Genomic DNA, 19,100 nt, shown 5'->3' on the forward strand with positions numbered 1-19,100 from the left:
AAGCTATGGCTAAATTTACAATAATTGATATAGATACTTGTATTGCTTGCGGGGCATGCGGGGCGTCTGCTCCCGAAATATTCGATTATGATGATGACGGCATTGCGTTTAGCCTCATTGATAAAAACACTGGAACAATTGAAGTGCCTGATGATTTGATCGATGATTTAATTGATGCTTATGAAGGATGCCCAACCGATTCTGTGCGTGTTGCGGACGAGCCTTTTGATGGTGCTGCGGATAAATTTGCAGAATGAACTTTTGATCTTGAAACAGTGTGCTTATTTTGAACCCGGGGATATCATTATCTCCGGGTTTGCTTTGTTATATATATTTTGCTAGCATTCTTTTTCTAAGATGCGTTTTAACCAAGTCAACGTACAGTCTATTTTTTCGATTTTGTTTTGCATTGCAGACCCTATTAATATCGGAATATCAACTGAAGGGGCAGCCTGGCTTTGGGAGATGAAAGATGTGATCCATTGAAAAAGCTTTAAATAATCCATTTCTGAAACCGCCCCGTCCATCAGCACGATCACAAATTGAAGTTTTCCCCTGCACTTGCCGATATATATTTTTTCAGAATACGGACCTGAAGCACTTTCTATCCATTCAATGTTTGCTATATCATCATTTACATTTAAGATCACATGCAAAGTGTTTTGACAATCTCTTTGCTGTTCCCCTATGAGAATTGCCTTTTTCCATTCAAACATGTTCTTTAATCCTGTATTGCCGAAAAACTTTACGGATGGCCGGCAATCTATTATCCAGCCCCTTTCCTTGTCCAACTTTCGGGTGCAGGCAAGCGGAGCGCTGTCAATCTTTCTTTGCATGTTAATGGCGGGAGCAGGGATTTTCGGATGATCGCGGCGAATTAAGGCACTTTCGTAGATATTGGCTAACAACGGTTCATTAAGGGCCGTTTCCGGAGCTGCAATGGTTTGAACTGACCCGTCTTTTAACATTAATAAACGATCGCAAAAGAGACCGGCGATATTAAGGTCATGAAAAATCCCGATGATCGTTAAATCTTCGCTCTTTGACAGATTGTAAATGCGTTCAAGCAGCTTCATCTGCTGGGCGGCATCTAAATGATTAGTCGGTTCGTCCAGCAAAAGCAGCTGCGGCTGTTGTACAATAGCACGCGCCAAAAATACCCGCTGCATTTCGCCGCCGCTTAATGCCGATATATCCCTTACGGCTAAATGTTCAACGGAAGTTAACCGCATCGCAGCCTCAACCGTTTCTTCGTCTTGGGCATGCCATGTTTTTAATAACCCCTTTTGGTGAGCATAACGCCCCATTTTGATCATTTCTTTGACATTAAAGGAAAAGGAAAGGTCAATATGCTGCGGTAAAACAGCGATATGCCGCGCGCGCTCGCTGCTTGATAAGGATTGAACATCTTTACCGTCTAACATAATCTCGCCTTGATACGTTAACAGACCATTGATAGCTTTCAGTATCGTTGACTTCCCGCTGCCGTTTGGGCCGACGATACCGAAAAATTCACCCCGTTTCACTTCAAAATTAATATCTTTAACAGCGGTGAATTGATGATACTTTACCGCCAGATTCTTAACAGTTAACATATTAAACCCTTCTTTTTCTGCGTTGATAGATAAGAATGATCGCAAATACGGGTGCGCCGATGAATGAAGTGATCACGCCGACAGGCAATTCTGTTGGAGCGATCATCGTTCTTGATGCAAGGTCTGCCAACACTAAGAAGCTCCCTCCATTAATAAAGGACAAAAACATCAGATGCCGATAGTCAGGCCCCCATATTAAACGCATCATATGAGGAATGACCAGCCCGACAAAACCGACTGTCCCGGAAACGGCAACGGCTGCACCCGTTAAACAAGTAGAAGCCAATAAAATAATCAGTTTCCTTTGTTTTATTGATAATCCTAAGTAATGGGCATGCTCCTCACCGACAGATAAAATATTAAGTTCTACCCGATTAAATAATAATATAAGCCAACCGATAACTAGAAAAGGAATCAATAAGGCCGAATAAGACCATCCCTTCATGGCTACGCTGCCCATCAGCCAGTTCATGATGTTTTTTAAATCTTTATCGGACAAGGCTATCATCAGCGATAAAAAAGATGATAAAAAAGAACTTGTGATAATTCCAGCCAAAATCATGATTTCAATAGACATCCCGCGATTAACCAAGCGGGTTAAACCTAAAATTAAAAAAATCGTCAGCGTTCCGGCAATAATACTTATCACCGGTAAAGTGAATTCACCCAGAAAAGGGACAGTCAGACCTGAATAAATCACGAAAACCGCGCCGACCGACGCTCCGGATGATACGCCAAGCGTATAAGGGTCTGCCAATGGATTTTTTAATAACCCTTGCATCGCACAGCCGGCTAACGACAAAGAAGCCCCGACAAGAAAAGCCAATAATACCCTCGGCAGACGTATTAACCAAACAATATTCTCATTCATGGCGCTGACCGGCTTATGAAAATGAATGTCAAAGATATGGTGCAAAACAACCTTAATAACTTGCAAAAAAGGGAGTGAAACACTCCCAACCGCCGTTGCTGCAACCATAGAGAAAAGGGCGATAATGATTGAAATGAAATAGCCGCTCACATGATTAAAACGCATTTGTATAAACTTATTTTGCAACTTCAACGACTCCCTAAATTAATCGTGATCCCTGGCAAGTCTCTTATTGCGTCAGTTTCTTATGAAACAATATTATTCGGCATTGTGATTAGACTTTCTTCAACTTTCGAGGCAAATAAAAGGTGAAGGTTGTGCCTTCTCCGACCTTACTGTTGACCATGATCTTTCCATGATGGGCTTCGACAATGCTTTTAGCGATAGCCAGACCTAGGCCAGTACCTGATTTCCCTCTTGTTCTAGCTTTGTCAGCTTTGTAAAATCGCTCAAAAACAAACGGCAAATCCTCTTGAGCGATGCCTGAACCTGTATCAGTCACCCTTACAAACAAACCTTTCTCCTGATCAGCAACTTCAACAGTTACTGCGCCTCCTTTATCGGTATGTCTGATGGCATTATCAACAAGATTTGTAATGACTTGTTCAATGCGATCGGGATCAAAAATGTAAATGTCATCTTTATGATTAGGTCCAACAAGCTTTAAATCAATATGCTCTTCCTTTGCCAATGCATTAAATTTACCGACAGCTCTTTCAAAGAAATCTCCTAAGGCCACTTCTGTTTTATTCAGTTGAAAATGGCCTGCCTCAAGCCTTGCTAAATCGAGCAGTTCATTGACTAACCGCCCCATGCGCAACGATTCATCGTAAATAATTTTGGCAATTTCTTTTTTCTCTTCCTCTGAGCCGGCAATGTCATCCACAATGGCTTCACTGTATCCCTGAAGCATCGAAATCGGCGTTCTTAATTCATGTGAAACATTAGCGATAAATCCTTTTCTTAATTGCTCAAGCTGCCTTTCTTCTGTCATATCCCTTAATACCGCAACAGCGCCTCTTACGACTGCCTGATGCTGATCATATAACGGCGTCATCAGTATGACCCATGTACGGCCTTGTACGCTCATCTCGTCTGCTTGCTGTTTCTCATTTTCAACAACCTGCTTAAATAAATTCGCAACAGGCTCAGGTACTCTTTCAGTTTGCTCGTCCTCTTCTTGTTCATAACGCCAGGAATAGAGGAACCTTTTTGCGGGAGGATTTGTAATTAAGAGGCGGCCGTCGCGGTCAAATGTCATAACGCCGTCTGCCATGCCATTTAAAATGCCTGAAAGCTGCTCTTTTTCTTGATTTAATTCGGTAATATTGGCTTTGAGTCTATTTGCCATCCGGTTAAAAGTTACAGCTAATTCTCCAATTTCATCTTTTGTCAAAACCGGGACAGTTAAATCAAATTTGCCTTTTGACACCCGTAAAGCCGCTTCTTTTAAGCTCCTTAATGGAGCGGTAATCCGTGTAGATAAAAAGAAAGCAAAGAATGTTGTCAGGATAATGGCAATGCCGGCATCAATGTAAATGATCTTTTTCGCTTGATCAGTGGCATGTTTAATCACATCAAGCGACTGGTAGACATAAATCGCGCCCTTTTCACCTGAATGGAATGTTAAAGGGACGCCGACAATCATCATTTTATTATGCGTTGTTTGACCATTATTTGTAAATGTAAAATCCCCTTGTTTGACAACCTGTTTATGCGCTTCTAAGGCCTGAGACAACGTTCGATCCTTCTTGAAAAACGTTTTGGACAGCTTTGGAAGCTTATTTTCTTGCTGTGATATCCAATATGTTGAATCATTTCCGATAATGACAGCCCGCACGGAGTATGCATCGATGATCTCTGAAATGGTTGTGGTTAACGTTTCTTTGTCATTATGGCTCCTTGAGATTATTTTCGACACTTTATTCCCGATACTCGTCATTTGCTGTTCGACTTCATTGATATGAAAGTTTTCAAAGAACTGGAGCAATAGGATGGTTAGAAAAAATAAAACGACCGAAACGAGCAAAAGAATGGTGCCCCATATCTTGCCAACTACACTCTTCCAAATCATTTAATCGCTCACAACCTCAAATTTGTAGCCAACCCCCCAAACTGTAACGATCATGCTTGCCGCTTGTTCTGATATACGATTTAATTTTTCGCGTAGTCTTTTTACATGCGTATCGACTGTGCGCAAATCGCCAAAGAACTCATAATTCCAAACATCCTTTAACAGCTCTTCCCTTGTGAAGACCTTGTCAGGTGATTGGGCTAGATAATACAGCAGTTCATACTCCTTCGGCGTTAAGTTTACTTCTTGCTGATTAACGGTAACCCTGTGCGCATCATGGTCAATTGTTAAATGAGGGAACACAAGAACATTTTTTGCTGTAGTATCCGTCTCTAGGAATTTCGTTTTTGATGAACGCCTCAGCAAAGCCTTGACACGCAAAACCACTTCACGAGGGCTGAACGGCTTTACAATATAATCATCTGTACCCACTTCAAAGCCCTGCACCCGATTTGCTTCTTCTCCTTTTGCTGTCAACATGATGATCGGCGTTGCCTTGCTTTCACGCAACCTTTCGCAAACGTCAATCCCGTCAATGCCCGGGAGCATAAGATCTAGCAAAATAAGATCATAATCATGATTTAAAGCCATATCTAAAGCTGTTTCACCATCTTCAGCCTCTTCGATGATGTAACCTTCGCGTTCTAAATACATCTTAAGCAATCTTCTTATTCTTTCCTCGTCGTCAACGACTAGAATAACAGCGTTTTGTTCTTCCATGCTGAAACCTCCTAAAATGTCCATGCTCAACTTTTTTGAACATCCTATACAAGTTTATTTTAACCTTAAACAGCATATAAAGAAAACACCTTCACATACCGTGAAGGTGTCAGATTAATGACAAAAAGTGTTCAAACTTAAATCTAGGCATAAGAGTGCAATCCTGCTATAACCAGATTAACAAAAACTAAGTTAAACATAATAATCACAAAACCGATAACGCTCAGCCAAGCAGATTTTTCACCGTGCCATCCCCGTGACAGGCGAAAATGCAGATAAGCTGCATAGAATAAAAATGTAATCAGCGCCCAGACCTCTTTAGGATCCCAGCCCCAAAACCTCGTCCAAGCCTGCTGTGCCCAAATGGCCGCAAAGACGAGTCCCCCAAGCGTAAAAATGGGAAAGCCGATCGCAACCGACCTGTAGCTTATTTCATCCATTAATGGAGGGTTAACGCCTTTAAGTATTTTTTGTAAAGCGGCGCTGATCCGCTGTCTTAAAATCAGGCGAATAATCCAGTAAAGAACGACGCCTCCCAGCAATGACCAAATGACTGTATTAAATTTACGCGGCGCTTCAACGCCGTTCATCCAAGACGGCGAAGGAAATAACGGGCCAAAACCGCCGCTGATTTTTTCACCTTCATAGGGGCCGGCAATAGCAGGCATATGATAGACTAAGACTGCTTCGTTTCCTTTCTCATTAATCCATTTAAACTTCTCATTATAGTGGGCAGCTTGGAATGAAAAACTAATAATCACAAAAGCTATCATGACTGTGATTGAGTACATCACAAACTCAAGCCAAAAAGTTTTCTTGCTTGGCTTGGATTGATCTACAACCCGCAGGAGATAGACAAGTCCTGTGGCAGCGCTGAGGGACAAAATCCCTTCTCCGAGCGCAACTGTCGTGACATGCACTTTCAGCCAATTGCTTTGCAGGGCCGGGATTAACGGCTCAACTTCATGGGGAAAAACACTGGCATAGGCGATAATAACAACAGCAATAGGTAAAGTTAATACACCAACCCCGTTATTTCTATAAATGATATAAATGATCATAAAGGCAAATACCATCATCATGCTGAAAAAAGTTGTATATTCGAAAAGGTTGCTGACAGGGACGTGGCCTTCAGCTGACCATCGGGCGAAAAAATAACCCATCTGTGCAATAAATCCAATTATCGTCACAATAAAACCAAATCTTCCTATCCATTTCCCGGCATTCTCACCGCTTTTATTCCGAAACTTCTTACCAGTAACGGCAACGGTAAAAATAATCGTTGCCAGTGTATAGAGAATAAAAGCAGCCAGTAAACATATACTGCTTATTTTGACCATGCTCATGCTTTCATCCCTCTTTCTTGGCGATATATCTTTTCTTCCAGCCTGTCAACCGGTTCGGATAACCCGCTTTCTCCAGTTAAATAATGAAGATCCTTTTTCAAGCCGTACCAATTCTTATTAGTCAGGGCACTCATCCAAATATCATCGCCTTTTCGCTTAAGCCAAATTCTTCTATGATTCCAATACATGCCTTGGGCAACGCCAATTAAGAAGATGATAGCGCCAGCAAAAACGATCCAAATTGTAAAATCTCTTTTTACGACAAACCCGGATACATTCCGCGTCTTTAGACCGGACAATACCATTTTATAATCGTTTTTTCCCAATGGCTCGAGGTTCTTTTTTATCGCAATAAAGTTTGTTTCTCCTTTGGGATGATCCGGTGAATACATTTTAAAAATGAACGCCGGATTGTTGGGATTATCGCTTTTAGAAGCCGGCTCCCCTTTCTTATTGAAATAGAAATCGGGAAAATAATCTAAAAGTTTAATGCGAAAGCCTTTCCCCAAATGATATAAACGTTTGGGATTAAATAAATTGACTGAGATTTCGCCGTGCGGTTGATTATTTCGCTTATCTATCAATTTAAAATTCATTTTATATAGTTCGCCTAAACGGTAATCGGATTGAAACAACTGATAATGATCGAATTTTAACGGATGATTAACTCTTACGCCCGCGTTTTTTACTTTTTTTAATTTTGGCTCTTCTCCTAAAATAGGATGTCCTTCAGCCTTATATAACGTGACGTTAGATTGATAATTTTTTGCAATGGCGCCGCCTGCATCCTTTAATGCTTCCTTATACTTTTTATCATCGGGATCATAAGTTTGAAAAATAAACTGATGATTCGTTAAATAATATTGATCATGCGTGCCGGGGACGCTTGCAGTTTCCCCTTCATGAAGCCACAGCACTTCATTGGTATACATGCCGGGGAAGAATCTCAGCATTCCGCCGATAAGAACAATAATTAAACCGATATGGTTGACATAAGGTCCCCATCTGGAAAAACGCCCCTTTTCCGCAAACAGGTTCCCGTCTTCTTCTTTTACGCGATAACGTTTTTCTTTAAGCGCCTTTGCTGCCATTTCCAATTGTTTTTCAGGCGAATTCGATAGTGTGACGCCAAACAGCCGCTGTTTTTTCATAAAACGGTCATGCCGGGTGACCTTCTGGTTTTTCAAAGCCCGATGCAGCGGAACAAACCGGTCAATACTGGCTACTATAATCGAAAGCCCTAATAAGCCAAGCAAAATAACAAACCACCATGAATTATATAAGTGATCAAACCCAAGCGCTTTATACCATTCTCCCAAAATCCCATATTGATCTTTGTAAAAGGTTTCTGGATCGGCATTCGCCGGTATATAGACATCTTGAGGGAAGATTGTCCCAATTGCTACAGCGATTAATACTAAAATAATTAAAGTAATGCCAACTTTAACTGAAGAAAAGAAATTCCATATTTTATCTATTGGTGTTTTTTTGTAAGTTTGCGAGCGTCTGGCACTTCCCTCGTAACGCATATTTAAAATAGGCTTTGTTTCGTCATCTTTAAGCGGTTTGCCGCATGCTTCACACAATATTGTTCCTTCCGGGTTTTTGTGCCCGCAGTCGCAAACGATGTCCTGACTCATACCCGCCACCTCTTTTTTTACGGCTCAATCTCTGAAAGCTTTTGACGTATATATTTTTCACTTGGCATTGAACCCACGACTTTCTCTTCAATTTCACCGTCCTTATTAATAAAAAAGGTCGTTGGTATAGGCCCAATGTGGTAAGCATCCGTCACATCACGGTTTTTATCCATAACAATCGGAAAATCAATATGATATTTATCCATAAAATTCTGAACGGCAAATTGGGATTCTCCAATGTTTACAGCTAAAATAACGATTTTTTTCTTATTCAATGTTTTATACACATTTTCTATGTATGGCATTTCTTTCTTGCATGGGTCGCACCATGTCGCCCAGAAATTCAGCATAACGGCTTTCCCTTTGAAATCAGACAACTTCACTTGATGACCATTCACATCTGTCAAAACAAAGTCTGGCGCTTTATCTCCTGTTGCGACTGTTTTGTCCTTATTGAATATTTGGTAAATTGTGAACCCAATTGCTGCAGCTAGCAGCAAAATGATGACTGTGCGAATAACTAAACGCTTCTTTCTAGGGTGCATTCGCATCACCTCGCTGTTTAATATAATGGCTGTCACATCGCTGTTCTCTTAATCTTTTTGCAAAAATATTTTAATTGGTATATAAAAAACCTCCCCCTAATGTCTTTTCAACATCATATAGTAAAAATCCTTTTTTAGCAGGGGAGGTAAAAGTGCTAATCATTACTTTTTTATAGATATCTGATTTAAATATTTCACTTCGTGAGGTTTAAGGGGACGAATATCGCCAGAGTTCATGCCTCTTAAATCCAAGTTTCCGTAACGCTCTCTTTTTAGCTTCAATACATTGTACCCTAATGCCTCAAACATTCTTCTGACTTGCCGGTTTCGGCCTTCGTGAATGGTCAATCGGATAATGGATGTTTTCTTTTTGCCATCAGCCGATAACATCTTTACTTGTGCTGGTGCCGTTTTACCATCCTCAAGCCTCATGCCTCTCTTTAATTGATTTAATTCTTTCTTTGTAGGTATCCCATCAATCTTAGCAATATATTCCTTATCTATTTCATATTTCGGGTGCATTAATTTATTGGCAAACTCACCGTCATTTGTCAATATTATGGCGCCTGATGTATCATAATCTAACCTGCCGACCGGAAAAACGCGTGCTTCAACTTCTTCTGGAAGAAAGTCTGTAACCACCTTGCGCCCCTTATCGTCTTTGACACTCGAAATAACTCCTGTTGGTTTATAGAGCAAGAAATAAGCGGGTTCTTCGCGTTCAAGCGGTATCCCGTCAACTTCTACTTTATCATCAGGCGACACCTTGACGCCTAATTCAGTGACGGTTTTTCCGTTAACTTTTACTCTGCCTTCTGTGATAAGCGTTTCCGCTTTTCTTCTTGATGTTACACCTGCTTGCGCAATCACTTTCTGCAATCTATCCATGACCTTCACCTCAAAGTTAATCATACCTTCTATATCATCATTTCTCAACTTTTTCTAGTTTATCCGAACACATAGGTCACAATGATGATTGCAGCTGATATACCGACAAAATCAACTAATAAACCGACTTTTAAAGCATCGCCAATCTTCTTAATCCCGACAGCGCCGAAATAAACGGTAATAATATAAAAAGTCGTATCGGTGCTTCCTTGTATCGTTGACGCGAGTCTTCCGATAAAAGAATCAGGCCCGTATTGAGCGATTAAGTCGCTCATCATACCGAGCGCCCCATTCCCCGAAATCGGCCGGATGAGTGCGAGAGGAACCACTTGGGGCGGAACACCAATCGCCGCCAATATCGGCTTCAGCATATTCAGAAAATAATCCAATGCCCCTGATGCACGGAAGACGCCGATAGACACCAGCATGCCTACAATAAAGGGTATAATAGATACGGCGATATTAAATCCTTCTTTGCCTCCTTCAACAAATGTTTCGTATGTCGGGACTTTTTTGATCGTTCCATGAAGAATGACGATCCCAATAAGAATGGGAATTAGCCAAACCGAAAGGGCAGTGATTATAGCCATTATTTTTTCCCCTTTCTTTTCCGGCGATAGTAGAATAAGCGATCGATAATAACCGCAGCGATACTTGCGCAAATTGTTGCCGCAAGTGTTGTCCCGACAATTTCCGTCGGCGCCTCTGACCCGTATTTCATCCGGATGGCAATAACGGTCGTAGGAATTAAAGTCATGCCGGATGTATTAAGCGCAAGCAGCGTAATCATTGATCGGCTTGCTTCAGGCTTATTATTATTCAGCTTTTTCAATTGTTCCATGGCTTTCAGCCCCATTGGCGTTGCCGCATTCCCTAACCCGAACATATTAGCAACGACGTTCGATAAAATATAGCCCATTGCCGGATGATCCGGCGGAACCTCAGGAAATAGGCGCTTCAAAACGGGCTTAAACACGTGTGACAACAAATTTAAAAGCCCTGATTTTTCAGCGATTTTCATAATTCCTAACCAAAAAACAAGGATACTAATTAGACCAAAACAAATGGCTACGCCTTCTTTAGCGGAATTAAAAACAGCTTTATTGACTTCATCCATCGTTCCGTGAAAAGCCGCAAACACAACGCCAACAATAAACATAGCCGCCCATATGATATTAATCATTGCTATCAACCCTTAAACTTGTTAAGAAAAGTTGTTTAAAATAGGACCAAAACCCTTTTTTCTCTTTTTTAGGCGATTGATGATAAAACAGCGGCAGCTCCGCCAGCTGTTTATTGTCGGCATGAACATAAAGCTTTCCTGCCGGTGATGGAGGATGATGCCATTCCTTATTTTTCGGCGGCCGGTATAACAGCAATTCAGTTGTTAATCCCTGTTTCTCCTTCGTTGTTAACGGCAAAGACAAATCCCTATGAGCATATAAATGGTTTCTATAAAACTTGGATTTGATATTTGAAATTTTCCCTTTCTCTACGATATTTGTCATATGATATGTCTTAAATGCCCAATTAAATAGATTCATATGATCTTGCCAATCATCGCCGTCGTTGAGCGTAACAACAATAAGATCGAGCCCGTCCTTGCTGGCAGTAGAAATTAATGTTCGGCGGGCAAGCTTAGTAAAGCCTGTTTTGCCTCCGGTTGAGAAATCATATCTAAACAAAAGCTTATTTTTATTTTTCCATGAACGGGCCCAATCCTTCCCATCCTGAGGAACGCGGTGGATTTTTGTTTTGAATATTTTTCTAAACTCCTTATTCTTCATTGCATATTTAGTGAGTATGGCCATATCGTAAGCTGTTGAATAATGCGTAAAATTATTGCCGTCCAGCCCATGAGGATTTGAAAATTTTGTATCAAGCATGCCGAGTTCATGGGCTTTTTTATTCATTAAATAGACAAAGCCGTCGACACTGCCGCCTACTTTTTCAGCTATGGCAACAGCGGCATCATTTCCAGACCGAAGCATTAAGCCATACACTAAGTCTCTCAGCTTTATTTTTTCCCCTTTTTCTAAATAAATAGAGGATCCTTCTGTACCAACTGCATTGGGGCTTATTTTAACTGTCTCATTCATTTTTCCTGATTCAATGGCAAGAATCGCAGTCATGACTTTAGTAATGCTGGCTATGCGCATTTTTTTATGAATATCCTTCCCAAATAATATCCTCCCTGATGTTTGGTCCATTAGAATAGCTGATTCTGCAGAAACAGAAACTTTAGCCGAGACTAGGTTTATGGGGAGAGCGGAATAGAGAAGGAACAATACTAATATCATGATCAATGGCTTTTTCCAAAATCTTTTCATCTCATCTCGTCCCTTGCTAGGAGTTTTGTACAAGTTTATGCGAGGACAAGGTGATTATGATTAATAAAAAAACTTAGCCTGTGGCTAAGTTTCAAAATTGGTGTTCGTATATTTCCAGTTCTTCGCGAAGTTTATCGAAATCCGGACTGATTGTTTTCATTAATTCAATCAATGAGCCTCCTACCGGCCGATTAAATTCAATTCCCATTTTATTGCTGTAAGAAGCCCGGCTATTTTCTTTCCAAGCATCATTTTTCGGATTGTAAAAGGCTTCGACACAATGGACATAGAGTTTTTTAAATGCTTTATTCTTAGCTGCTTCGGATAAATAAGCTGACCTTGACAAACGATCGCATAGATCAATAGAATCTTCTACATGTACAGACAGCCTGCGGATTGATGATAATACAGCCTGGTAATCTTTTTTTTCTACGTCATTTTTTTCTTCGATTAACATGGAAACTGTTGTTTCTTCCAAATAATTTTCCAAAACGGAAGAAACATGCTGTAAAATTCTCTTTACTCCATCCACGCGCTTATCATGCGGAGTATCCATCTATGTCCCCCCAAAACAATGTTTTCCCTATTATTATTATTCGGAAATGAACGCTCTATCCTTTATATTTTAATTAAAGTTCATCAATGGTTTGTTTAAAGTTTTCATAAAACAGATCAGTTTCTTGATCACCGTCTGTTTCATCCCACTGCTCATCTTCAATAGGCGGCAATTCATCTAATGACTGCAGCCCAAAATGCGATAAAAACTCATCTGTAATGCCATATAAAATGGCGCGCCCTGTTCCGCCGGCCCGGCCAATTTCTTTAACAAGATTTTTGGTTGTTAATGTATTTAGCGCCTTCTCAGATTTTACCCCTCTGATTTCTTCTATTTCCGCACGCGAGATCGGCTGTTTATATGCGATAATCGCTAATGTTTCTAAGGCGGCTTGAGAAAGCGCCGCAGGCTTTGGCGCATCAACAAAGCTTTCTATATATTTTGCTAAGAACGGCTTAGTCATTAACTGATAACAGCCCGATACTTCCTGTATGATCAACCCTCTGTCCTGTTGATCAAGGTCACCTTTGATTTCCCTAATAACATTTTTAATGATGTCTTCATCTTGGCCAAGAACAGCTTTTAACTGTTCTATTGAGAGTCCTTCTTCACCCGATATATATAACAAGCCTTCAATAACGGCTTTCATTTCAGTCAACTGCAACTGTTTTGGCTCCTTCCGCTAAACAAATCGAAATATCTTGAAAGTTATGGTCTTGGGTGCATATGATTTGCTTTTTTTTCATTAATTCTAAAAGAGCCATAAAAGTCACAACGATGTGTGACCGATTTGGATACGGAAAGAGGGAATCGAAAGAAACCGGTTCATTTCGTTCTTTTAATACATCAATGACTTCTCTCATCCTTTGCCCTATCGGAAGCGATTGACGCTGCACTTTAGTGTTGAGCGGCTGGTTAATCTTCTTCCGTTTAAAAACCCTTTGCAAGGCAGTTACCATGTCATAAATTGTGGCATTTGCTGTTTGCGGTTGATTCCCTTTCTTCAAATGGCTAAGATCGCTTGGCAGCTTGGCATAAAGCCTGTTTTGTTGTTGTTCGCGTTCTTTTAATACTTGCGCAGCTTGCTTATACTGCCTGTATTCAAGCAATCTTCGCATAAGTTCTTCCCGAGGATCATCTTCAAATTCCATCACAGACCCTTCTAAATCATCTTCTAATGGCTCGGGTTTAGGTAAAAGCATCTTGCTCTTCATTTCAATTAATGTAGCCGCCATGACCAAAAATTCACTTGCGACATCCAATTCCAGAACTTGCATCCGATGAATAAAATCAAGATACTGTTCGGTAATTTCCGCAACTGGAATATCATAGATGTCAATTTCCAATTGTTTAATTAAGTGCAATAGCAAATCCAGAGGACCTTCAAAGGCATCAATTTTAATTTTGTATTCCAATCTGCATCATCCCGACCACATTTAAACTGACGGTATTATAGCATAATCGAAAACATTCGGGCAACGCTATTGCTGTTTATATATAAAAAGTTAAACGCTTTTACCATAAGCTTGGCATAAAATTTAACGACATGATAGCCGCAAGGGGGATAGCACAAATTTCTTTCTTTAAAAATAAATAATTTTGCATGGCCGAAAACTCGGCATCGCAAACCTCGAACTTATTGATATATAAGTAATTGTGATCGAGATCAGCTATCATCGCCCTTTCAACAGCGCCGTCTGACGTTTCCACCTCAATGGTTTCCCCTACTGATTCAGCACAAAGATTATAAAAATATTGAGCTGACATTGACAACCTCCTCACTCCCTTACACATTATGCTCTTCCCTAGGGATGGAGACATGGTTACCCCGTTCTGAAGCTGTTAAAATAGAAAATTAATGGTGCATATTCTCTTATAATAAACTATGCAAAAAAGGCCTAACATCAATGGTCAAATATATGAGGATAAATGCGGAATTTACAAGAAGTGAATGTATCAGCAAGAGGCTCGGCTTTTGATAGCCGGGTTTTGCTCTAATGAAGCGTATGGGAGAAAGCGTTAAGAGCGTTTTTCATTGAAACGGCCGTTTTTATGTAGAAGCTGGACCAGCCTAAAGCCGATTCTAAAAGAAATAGAAAGCCCAAAGACACCTCGTCCAAAGTCTTAAAAACTTCGACTAGATATCTATGGGCTTTCTTTCTGTTTTAAAAAGCGATTTTCTCTTAACCAATTAACATTGAAAAAAATTATCAGGTAAGCTGTTTAGACTGTCAATGTAATTTTTATATCCTAAAGTCTAGCAGATGCCGATTCACTGCTAAACTGATTTATTTTTTTATGCAGCTTTCATAAAAATCGCTAACCTGTTTTGCAGGAATGATCGTATATTTTTCACCAATAATCCGATGAAGAGAATCAACCATCTTCTTGCCAACGCCTTGTCCCCGATATGATGGATTGACGCTGACATGATGAATTTCGGCTCTATTTCCTTCAAGCTTGACGCCAATAATCCCTATGATGTCCTCTTCCCTCCACAGAAAAAGCTGCCAATCATTTTCCTCATCATATCTTTTCATGGTTTGCCGCAGCTTTTTTAAATCTTTTTCTGTTGGAACAAAGGACAATAATCCCATAGCTATCTTTTCATAGCTTTTCTTATAGCGAATTAACATAATAAACCCCTCAGCTTACTCTTCTTAGAAAATCAACCTTGCCATAACAACGGAAGTGTTGTATATGATAATTTAAATATCTAATATCCAAAATCATACCTATGTGATATATTATAACCAAACTTGAAAGAAATGTGCATCATAATTTCATTAAAGAGTTAAAAAAACAAGCAATATATATTTTGGCCTTGCGTAAAATGATGATGCCTGGTATTCTCTTCAGCGCAAATGTCCCCTATACACCCCAACGGCACCTCAAGTTTTTTGAATATCTTACAATAATACGCGATTCAGGTTTGCCATCTCAATGGCTGCTAAAGCCGCTTCACAGCCTTTATTTCCTGCTTTTGTACCTGCGCGTTCAACCGCTTGCTCAATCGTATTTGTTGTTAGAACACCAAAAATAACCGGCGTTCCTGTAGCTAAGGCGAGATCGGCTATCCCTTTGGCAGCGCTGTTGCAAACATAATCGAAATGCGGAGTTGCGCCGCGAATAACTGCTCCCAAAGTAATAACAGCATCATATTGGCCCTTTTCTGTACATTTCTTTGCTGCCCACGGAATCTCAAAAGCACCGGGAACCCAAATAATATCAATATTTTCTTCCTTTGCACCGTGGCGCCTGAGCGTATCTTTCGCTCCTGATAATAGTTTTTCAGTAATAAAGTCATTAAATCTAGATACGACAATCGCTACCTTTATGCTTTCTGCTGATAAATGCCCTTCAAAAATTTGTCCCATGTGAATAACCTCCGTCTATATCGTTATTATTTTTCGTTTTTAGCAATGAATCAGATGTCCTAATTTTTCATGCTTTGTTTTAAGATATTTAATATTATTTTTGTTTGCCGGCATCTCAAGTGGAACCCGTTCGGCTATTTCTATGCCGCATGCAGCCAATCCGTTTATTTTTCGCGGGTTGTTCGTTAATAACCGAATACGGCTGACTCCAAGGTCATTTAAAATATGCGCGCTAATCTCATAATCCCGCAAATCGGCCGCAAAACCTAACTTTTCGTTTGCTTCGACTGTATCGTAACCTTGTTCTTGAAGTTTATAAGCTTTCAGTTTATTGATTAAGCCGATCCCCCGTCCTTCCTGGCGCATATAAATAAGAACGCCTTGACCTTGCCTTTCAATTTCGGATAGAGCCGCATGAAGCTGAGGGCCGCAATCGCATCGATGTGAACCAAAAACATCGCCAGTTAAACATTCTGAGTGCACTCTTACTAACGCGGGCTCGTTTGAAGCAATATCACCTTTAATAATCGCTAAGTGTTCCTTATGATCAATGTTGTTGGAATAAGCGATCACTTTAAAATCGCCGTAATCGGTCGGCAAGTCAACTGCCACTTCACGTTTGATCAGCGGATCATTATCATTCCGAAATTTCATTAAATCAGGAATAGTGACCATTTTCAGACCAAAATGATCAGCTATCTTTTGCAAATCAGGGACTCTAGCCATCCGCCCGTCTTTTTTCATAATTTCACAAATAACACCGGCTGGGAATGAGCCTGACAGACGAGCCAAATCAACAGCTGCTTCCGTATGCCCCGCTCTTGTCAATACACCGCCCGGCTTAGCAATCAGCGGAAAAATGTGTCCGGGTCTTTTAAAATCTTCCGGAGCGGCAAACGGATCAAGCATCGCTTGGATTGTTTTCGAACGTTCAAACGCCGAAATTCCTGTCGTTGTGTCTTTATGATCTATACTTACCGTAAACGCCGTGCCGTTTGCATCTGTATTATGCTCAACCATCGGATGTAATTGAAGTCTTGAGGCAATGCTTTCATCAATTGGCGCACATAACAATCCGCGTCCTTCAGTGATCATAAAATTAATGACTTCAGGCGTTGCTTTTTCGGCTAAAGCAATAAAGTCGCCTTCGTTTTCACGGTCTTCATCGTCACATACGATAATCACTCGGCCCGCCTTTAAATCTTCTATCGCTTCTTCAATTGAATCAAAGCGTTTGGTTTGTTCCGCATTTTTATCCATTGATAAATCCGCTCTCTTTCAATTTTGTTATTGTCAAACCTTGTGAATGTTCACTATGAAAACGCTTCTGGATAAAATTCTCAATATATTTTCCAATTAAATCTGTTTCAATGTTTACAATATCTCCGTCACCTTTGTCTCCCAAAATCGTGTGTGCCATAGTATGGGGAATCAATGAAATCACAAACTCATTATTCTCCAAGCCAAAAATGGTTAAGCTCGTGCCATCTACAGCCACTGAACCTTTATATACCATATAACGCGACAGTTCATCAGATACTTTTATATGGTAGTAAACAGCATTCTCGGCGGCTTCCTTTTTCACTATCGTTCCCGTTCCGTCTACATGCCCCGAAACAAAATGTCCGCCCAGACGGCCATTCGCCGGCATAGCCCTTTCCAAATTAACCCGCGAACCCGGTTGACATTGGCTGAGAGATGTCGCTTTCACCGTTTCCGGCATTAAATCAACAGTAAATAAACTGCCATTGAAATCATTAACCGTCAAACACACACCGTTGACGGCTATACTATCGCCTAATGAAACATCTTCGAGGATTTTCGGTGCTTCAATTGTCATGACGATGGATTCGCCTGATTGATCAATCATTCTTATCGTGCCTATTTCTTCTATAATCCCTGTAAACAAAGTCAGTCCCCTTTCACATGAGCAACAATTTTTATATCATCGCCTATTTTTGTCGTTTCTTCAAATGTTAAAGACAGCGCATCGGCAAGCTTTGAAATCCCTTTTCCGCCAAAAGCAGTCAATGCATCTTTTCCGCCAATCACTTTTGGCGCTATATAAGCAACCAATTGGTCAATTAATCGTGATTGCAGAAAAGCGTCTTGAACAGCAGCGCCTCCTTCAACAAGAAGGCTTTTAATCGCTTTTTTTCCAAGAAACGTAAGTATGTTTGAAATCGATAAATCTTCAAAATAGTATATGTCGATGCCCCGGGACTTTAATGCTTCGGCCTTTTGATTACCTTTTTGCCCTTCCAAAGTCAGGATCCAAGTCGGCGCCAACCGATCATTCACAATGTTGGCTGCAAGGGGTGTTCTCAATTGGCTGTCTAAAATCACTCGGACGGGATGAGCCCCTTGGACGCGGCCAAGACGTGCAGTCAAGGATGGATTATCTGCTAAGACTGTACCGATGCCGACCAAAATAGCATCATGCTGATGCCTCAAGCAATGACCGTCTTTTCTTGCTTCCGGCCCGGTAATCCATTGACTTTCACCGCTCGCCGTTGCCATTTTCCCGTCCAGACTGACAGCCATTTTCAGCGTTACAAAAGGACGATTGGTTTTCATATAATGGAAGAAATCTTGATTATATTTCCTGGCTTCTTTCTCCATTACTCCAACGACAACTTCAATACCGGCATTTTTAAGTTTCTGAATCCCATTGCCGGCGACTTGCGGATTGGGATCGGATGTCGCAATGACAGCTCGGGAAATACCCCTTTCAATAATCATATCCGCACAAGGCGGCGTTTTCCCATAATGGCTGCAAGGTTCAAGTGTCACGTAGATGGTTCCTCCTGCCGCCCTGTCTCCTGCCATATTGAGGGCATGAACCTCTGCATGCTCTTCCCCTGCTTTTAAATGAGCGCCTATCCCGACGATTTTGCCTTGATTTACAACAACAGCGCCTACTGCCGGATTAGGGCTCGTCTGACCTGAAGTCATCTTTACCAAATTTAAAGCTAAAGACATGTAGTCTTTATCCAGCATGCTATTTGCCCTCCTTTCATTAAAAAAGTAAAGAACAAAATCGCTAGCGCGACTTAATTACTTCCCAAGTGTAGCCTTTTCACTTGGGATTCTTTTTTGCTCGTCGCATAGTACCTTCACAAAAAGGACAGACTACCTCTACTTCTTCATGTTTTTCT

The 19,100-nt window shown here is 40.7% G+C and carries 21 protein-coding genes; 1 reads left to right on the forward strand and 20 read right to left on the reverse strand.

The window, feature by feature from the left end; all coding sequences use genetic code 11:
- Positions 1–5 precede the first annotated feature (5 nt).
- Entirely contained in the window at positions 6–257 is a 252-nt protein-coding gene (locus tag JOD45_RS07485; RefSeq protein ID WP_205003257.1) for a ferredoxin, read from the forward strand.
- Between the two features lie 81 nt (positions 258–338).
- Here the strand turns inward: JOD45_RS07485 and JOD45_RS07490 are convergent, their stop codons facing one another.
- The 20 genes from JOD45_RS07490 to ribD all read right to left on the reverse strand — a co-directional run bounded on the left by JOD45_RS07490 (position 339) and on the right by ribD (position 18,942).
- A complete protein-coding gene (locus tag JOD45_RS07490; protein ID WP_205003258.1) occupies positions 339–1,595 on the reverse strand; it encodes an ABC transporter ATP-binding protein in 1,257 nt (418 codons plus the stop codon).
- 1 nt (position 1,596) lies between these two features.
- Complete coding sequence (locus tag JOD45_RS07495) at positions 1,597–2,616, reverse strand: FecCD family ABC transporter permease (protein ID WP_338056044.1); 1,020 nt, start codon at positions 2,614–2,616, stop codon at positions 1,597–1,599.
- Between the two features lie 124 nt (positions 2,617–2,740).
- The gene (locus tag JOD45_RS07500) at positions 2,741–4,540 is read right to left on the reverse strand and encodes an ATP-binding protein (RefSeq protein ID WP_205003259.1); all 1,800 of its coding nucleotides are present in this window, start codon (positions 4,538–4,540) and stop codon (positions 2,741–2,743) included.
- Positions 4,541–5,260 (reverse strand): response regulator transcription factor, encoded by a 720-nt coding sequence (locus tag JOD45_RS07505; protein ID WP_205003260.1) that lies wholly within the window; start codon positions 5,258–5,260, stop codon positions 4,541–4,543.
- A 143-nt stretch (positions 5,261–5,403) separates the two neighbouring features.
- Positions 5,404–6,600: a c-type cytochrome biogenesis protein CcsB gene (gene ccsB, locus JOD45_RS07510; RefSeq protein WP_205003289.1), complete on the reverse strand. Its 1,197-nt coding sequence runs from the start codon at positions 6,598–6,600 to the stop codon at positions 5,404–5,406.
- Between the two features lie 2 nt (positions 6,601–6,602).
- The gene (gene resB, locus JOD45_RS07515; RefSeq protein WP_205003261.1) at positions 6,603–8,246 is read right to left on the reverse strand and encodes a cytochrome c biogenesis protein ResB; all 1,644 of its coding nucleotides are present in this window, start codon (positions 8,244–8,246) and stop codon (positions 6,603–6,605) included.
- A 17-nt stretch (positions 8,247–8,263) separates the two neighbouring features.
- The gene (gene resA, locus JOD45_RS07520; RefSeq protein ID WP_380898018.1) at positions 8,264–8,827 is read right to left on the reverse strand and encodes a thiol-disulfide oxidoreductase ResA; all 564 of its coding nucleotides are present in this window, start codon (positions 8,825–8,827) and stop codon (positions 8,264–8,266) included.
- Between the two features lie 126 nt (positions 8,828–8,953).
- Complete coding sequence (locus tag JOD45_RS07525) at positions 8,954–9,679, reverse strand: pseudouridine synthase (protein ID WP_205003262.1); 726 nt, start codon at positions 9,677–9,679, stop codon at positions 8,954–8,956.
- 59 nt (positions 9,680–9,738) lie between these two features.
- Positions 9,739–10,269 carry a spore maturation protein gene (locus tag JOD45_RS07530; RefSeq protein ID WP_205003263.1) on the reverse strand — a complete coding sequence of 177 codons (531 nt, stop codon included), beginning with the start codon at positions 10,267–10,269 and terminating at the stop codon, positions 9,739–9,741.
- On the reverse strand, positions 10,269–10,862 hold the full coding sequence (locus tag JOD45_RS07535; protein WP_205003264.1) for a nucleoside recognition domain-containing protein: 594 nt from the start codon (positions 10,860–10,862) through the stop codon (positions 10,269–10,271). Before JOD45_RS07535 ends, JOD45_RS07530 begins: the two co-directional genes overlap by 1 nt.
- The gene (locus JOD45_RS07540) at positions 10,855–12,009 is read right to left on the reverse strand and encodes a D-alanyl-D-alanine carboxypeptidase family protein (protein ID WP_205003265.1); all 1,155 of its coding nucleotides are present in this window, start codon (positions 12,007–12,009) and stop codon (positions 10,855–10,857) included. The genes JOD45_RS07535 and JOD45_RS07540 overlap by 8 nt, the downstream gene beginning before the upstream one ends.
- A 91-nt stretch (positions 12,010–12,100) precedes the next feature.
- Positions 12,101–12,565 (reverse strand): DUF3907 family protein, encoded by a 465-nt coding sequence (locus JOD45_RS07545; RefSeq protein ID WP_205003266.1) that lies wholly within the window; start codon positions 12,563–12,565, stop codon positions 12,101–12,103.
- Positions 12,566–12,638: 73 nt separating this feature from the next.
- On the reverse strand, positions 12,639–13,229 hold the full coding sequence (scpB, locus tag JOD45_RS07550) for an SMC-Scp complex subunit ScpB (RefSeq protein WP_205003267.1): 591 nt from the start codon (positions 13,227–13,229) through the stop codon (positions 12,639–12,641).
- A complete protein-coding gene (locus JOD45_RS07555; RefSeq protein ID WP_205003268.1) occupies positions 13,216–13,980 on the reverse strand; it encodes a segregation/condensation protein A in 765 nt (254 codons plus the stop codon). The genes scpB and JOD45_RS07555 overlap by 14 nt, the downstream gene beginning before the upstream one ends.
- A 100-nt stretch (positions 13,981–14,080) precedes the next feature.
- Positions 14,081–14,332, reverse strand: coding sequence for a hypothetical protein (locus JOD45_RS07560; RefSeq protein ID WP_205003269.1), 252 nt, complete (start codon positions 14,330–14,332; stop codon positions 14,081–14,083).
- Positions 14,333–14,853: 521 nt separating this feature from the next.
- On the reverse strand, positions 14,854–15,201 hold the full coding sequence (locus JOD45_RS07565) for a GNAT family N-acetyltransferase (protein ID WP_205003270.1): 348 nt from the start codon (positions 15,199–15,201) through the stop codon (positions 14,854–14,856).
- A gap of 273 nt (positions 15,202–15,474) precedes the next feature.
- Positions 15,475–15,942: a 6,7-dimethyl-8-ribityllumazine synthase gene (gene ribH / locus JOD45_RS07570; protein ID WP_205003271.1), complete on the reverse strand. Its 468-nt coding sequence runs from the start codon at positions 15,940–15,942 to the stop codon at positions 15,475–15,477.
- 39 nt (positions 15,943–15,981) lie between these two features.
- The gene (locus JOD45_RS07575; RefSeq protein WP_205003272.1) at positions 15,982–17,202 is read right to left on the reverse strand and encodes a bifunctional 3,4-dihydroxy-2-butanone-4-phosphate synthase/GTP cyclohydrolase II; all 1,221 of its coding nucleotides are present in this window, start codon (positions 17,200–17,202) and stop codon (positions 15,982–15,984) included.
- A complete protein-coding gene (ribE, locus tag JOD45_RS07580; protein ID WP_205003273.1) occupies positions 17,195–17,851 on the reverse strand; it encodes a riboflavin synthase in 657 nt (218 codons plus the stop codon). Before ribE ends, JOD45_RS07575 begins: the two co-directional genes overlap by 8 nt.
- Before the next feature lie 2 nt (positions 17,852–17,853).
- Positions 17,854–18,942: a bifunctional diaminohydroxyphosphoribosylaminopyrimidine deaminase/5-amino-6-(5-phosphoribosylamino)uracil reductase RibD gene (gene ribD, locus JOD45_RS07585; RefSeq protein ID WP_205003274.1), complete on the reverse strand. Its 1,089-nt coding sequence runs from the start codon at positions 18,940–18,942 to the stop codon at positions 17,854–17,856.
- Positions 18,943–19,100 lie beyond the last annotated feature (158 nt).

It is taken from the genome of Scopulibacillus daqui (assembly GCF_016908855.1).
Taxonomy (GTDB): Bacteria; Bacillota; Bacilli; order Bacillales; family Sporolactobacillaceae; genus Scopulibacillus_A; species Scopulibacillus_A daqui.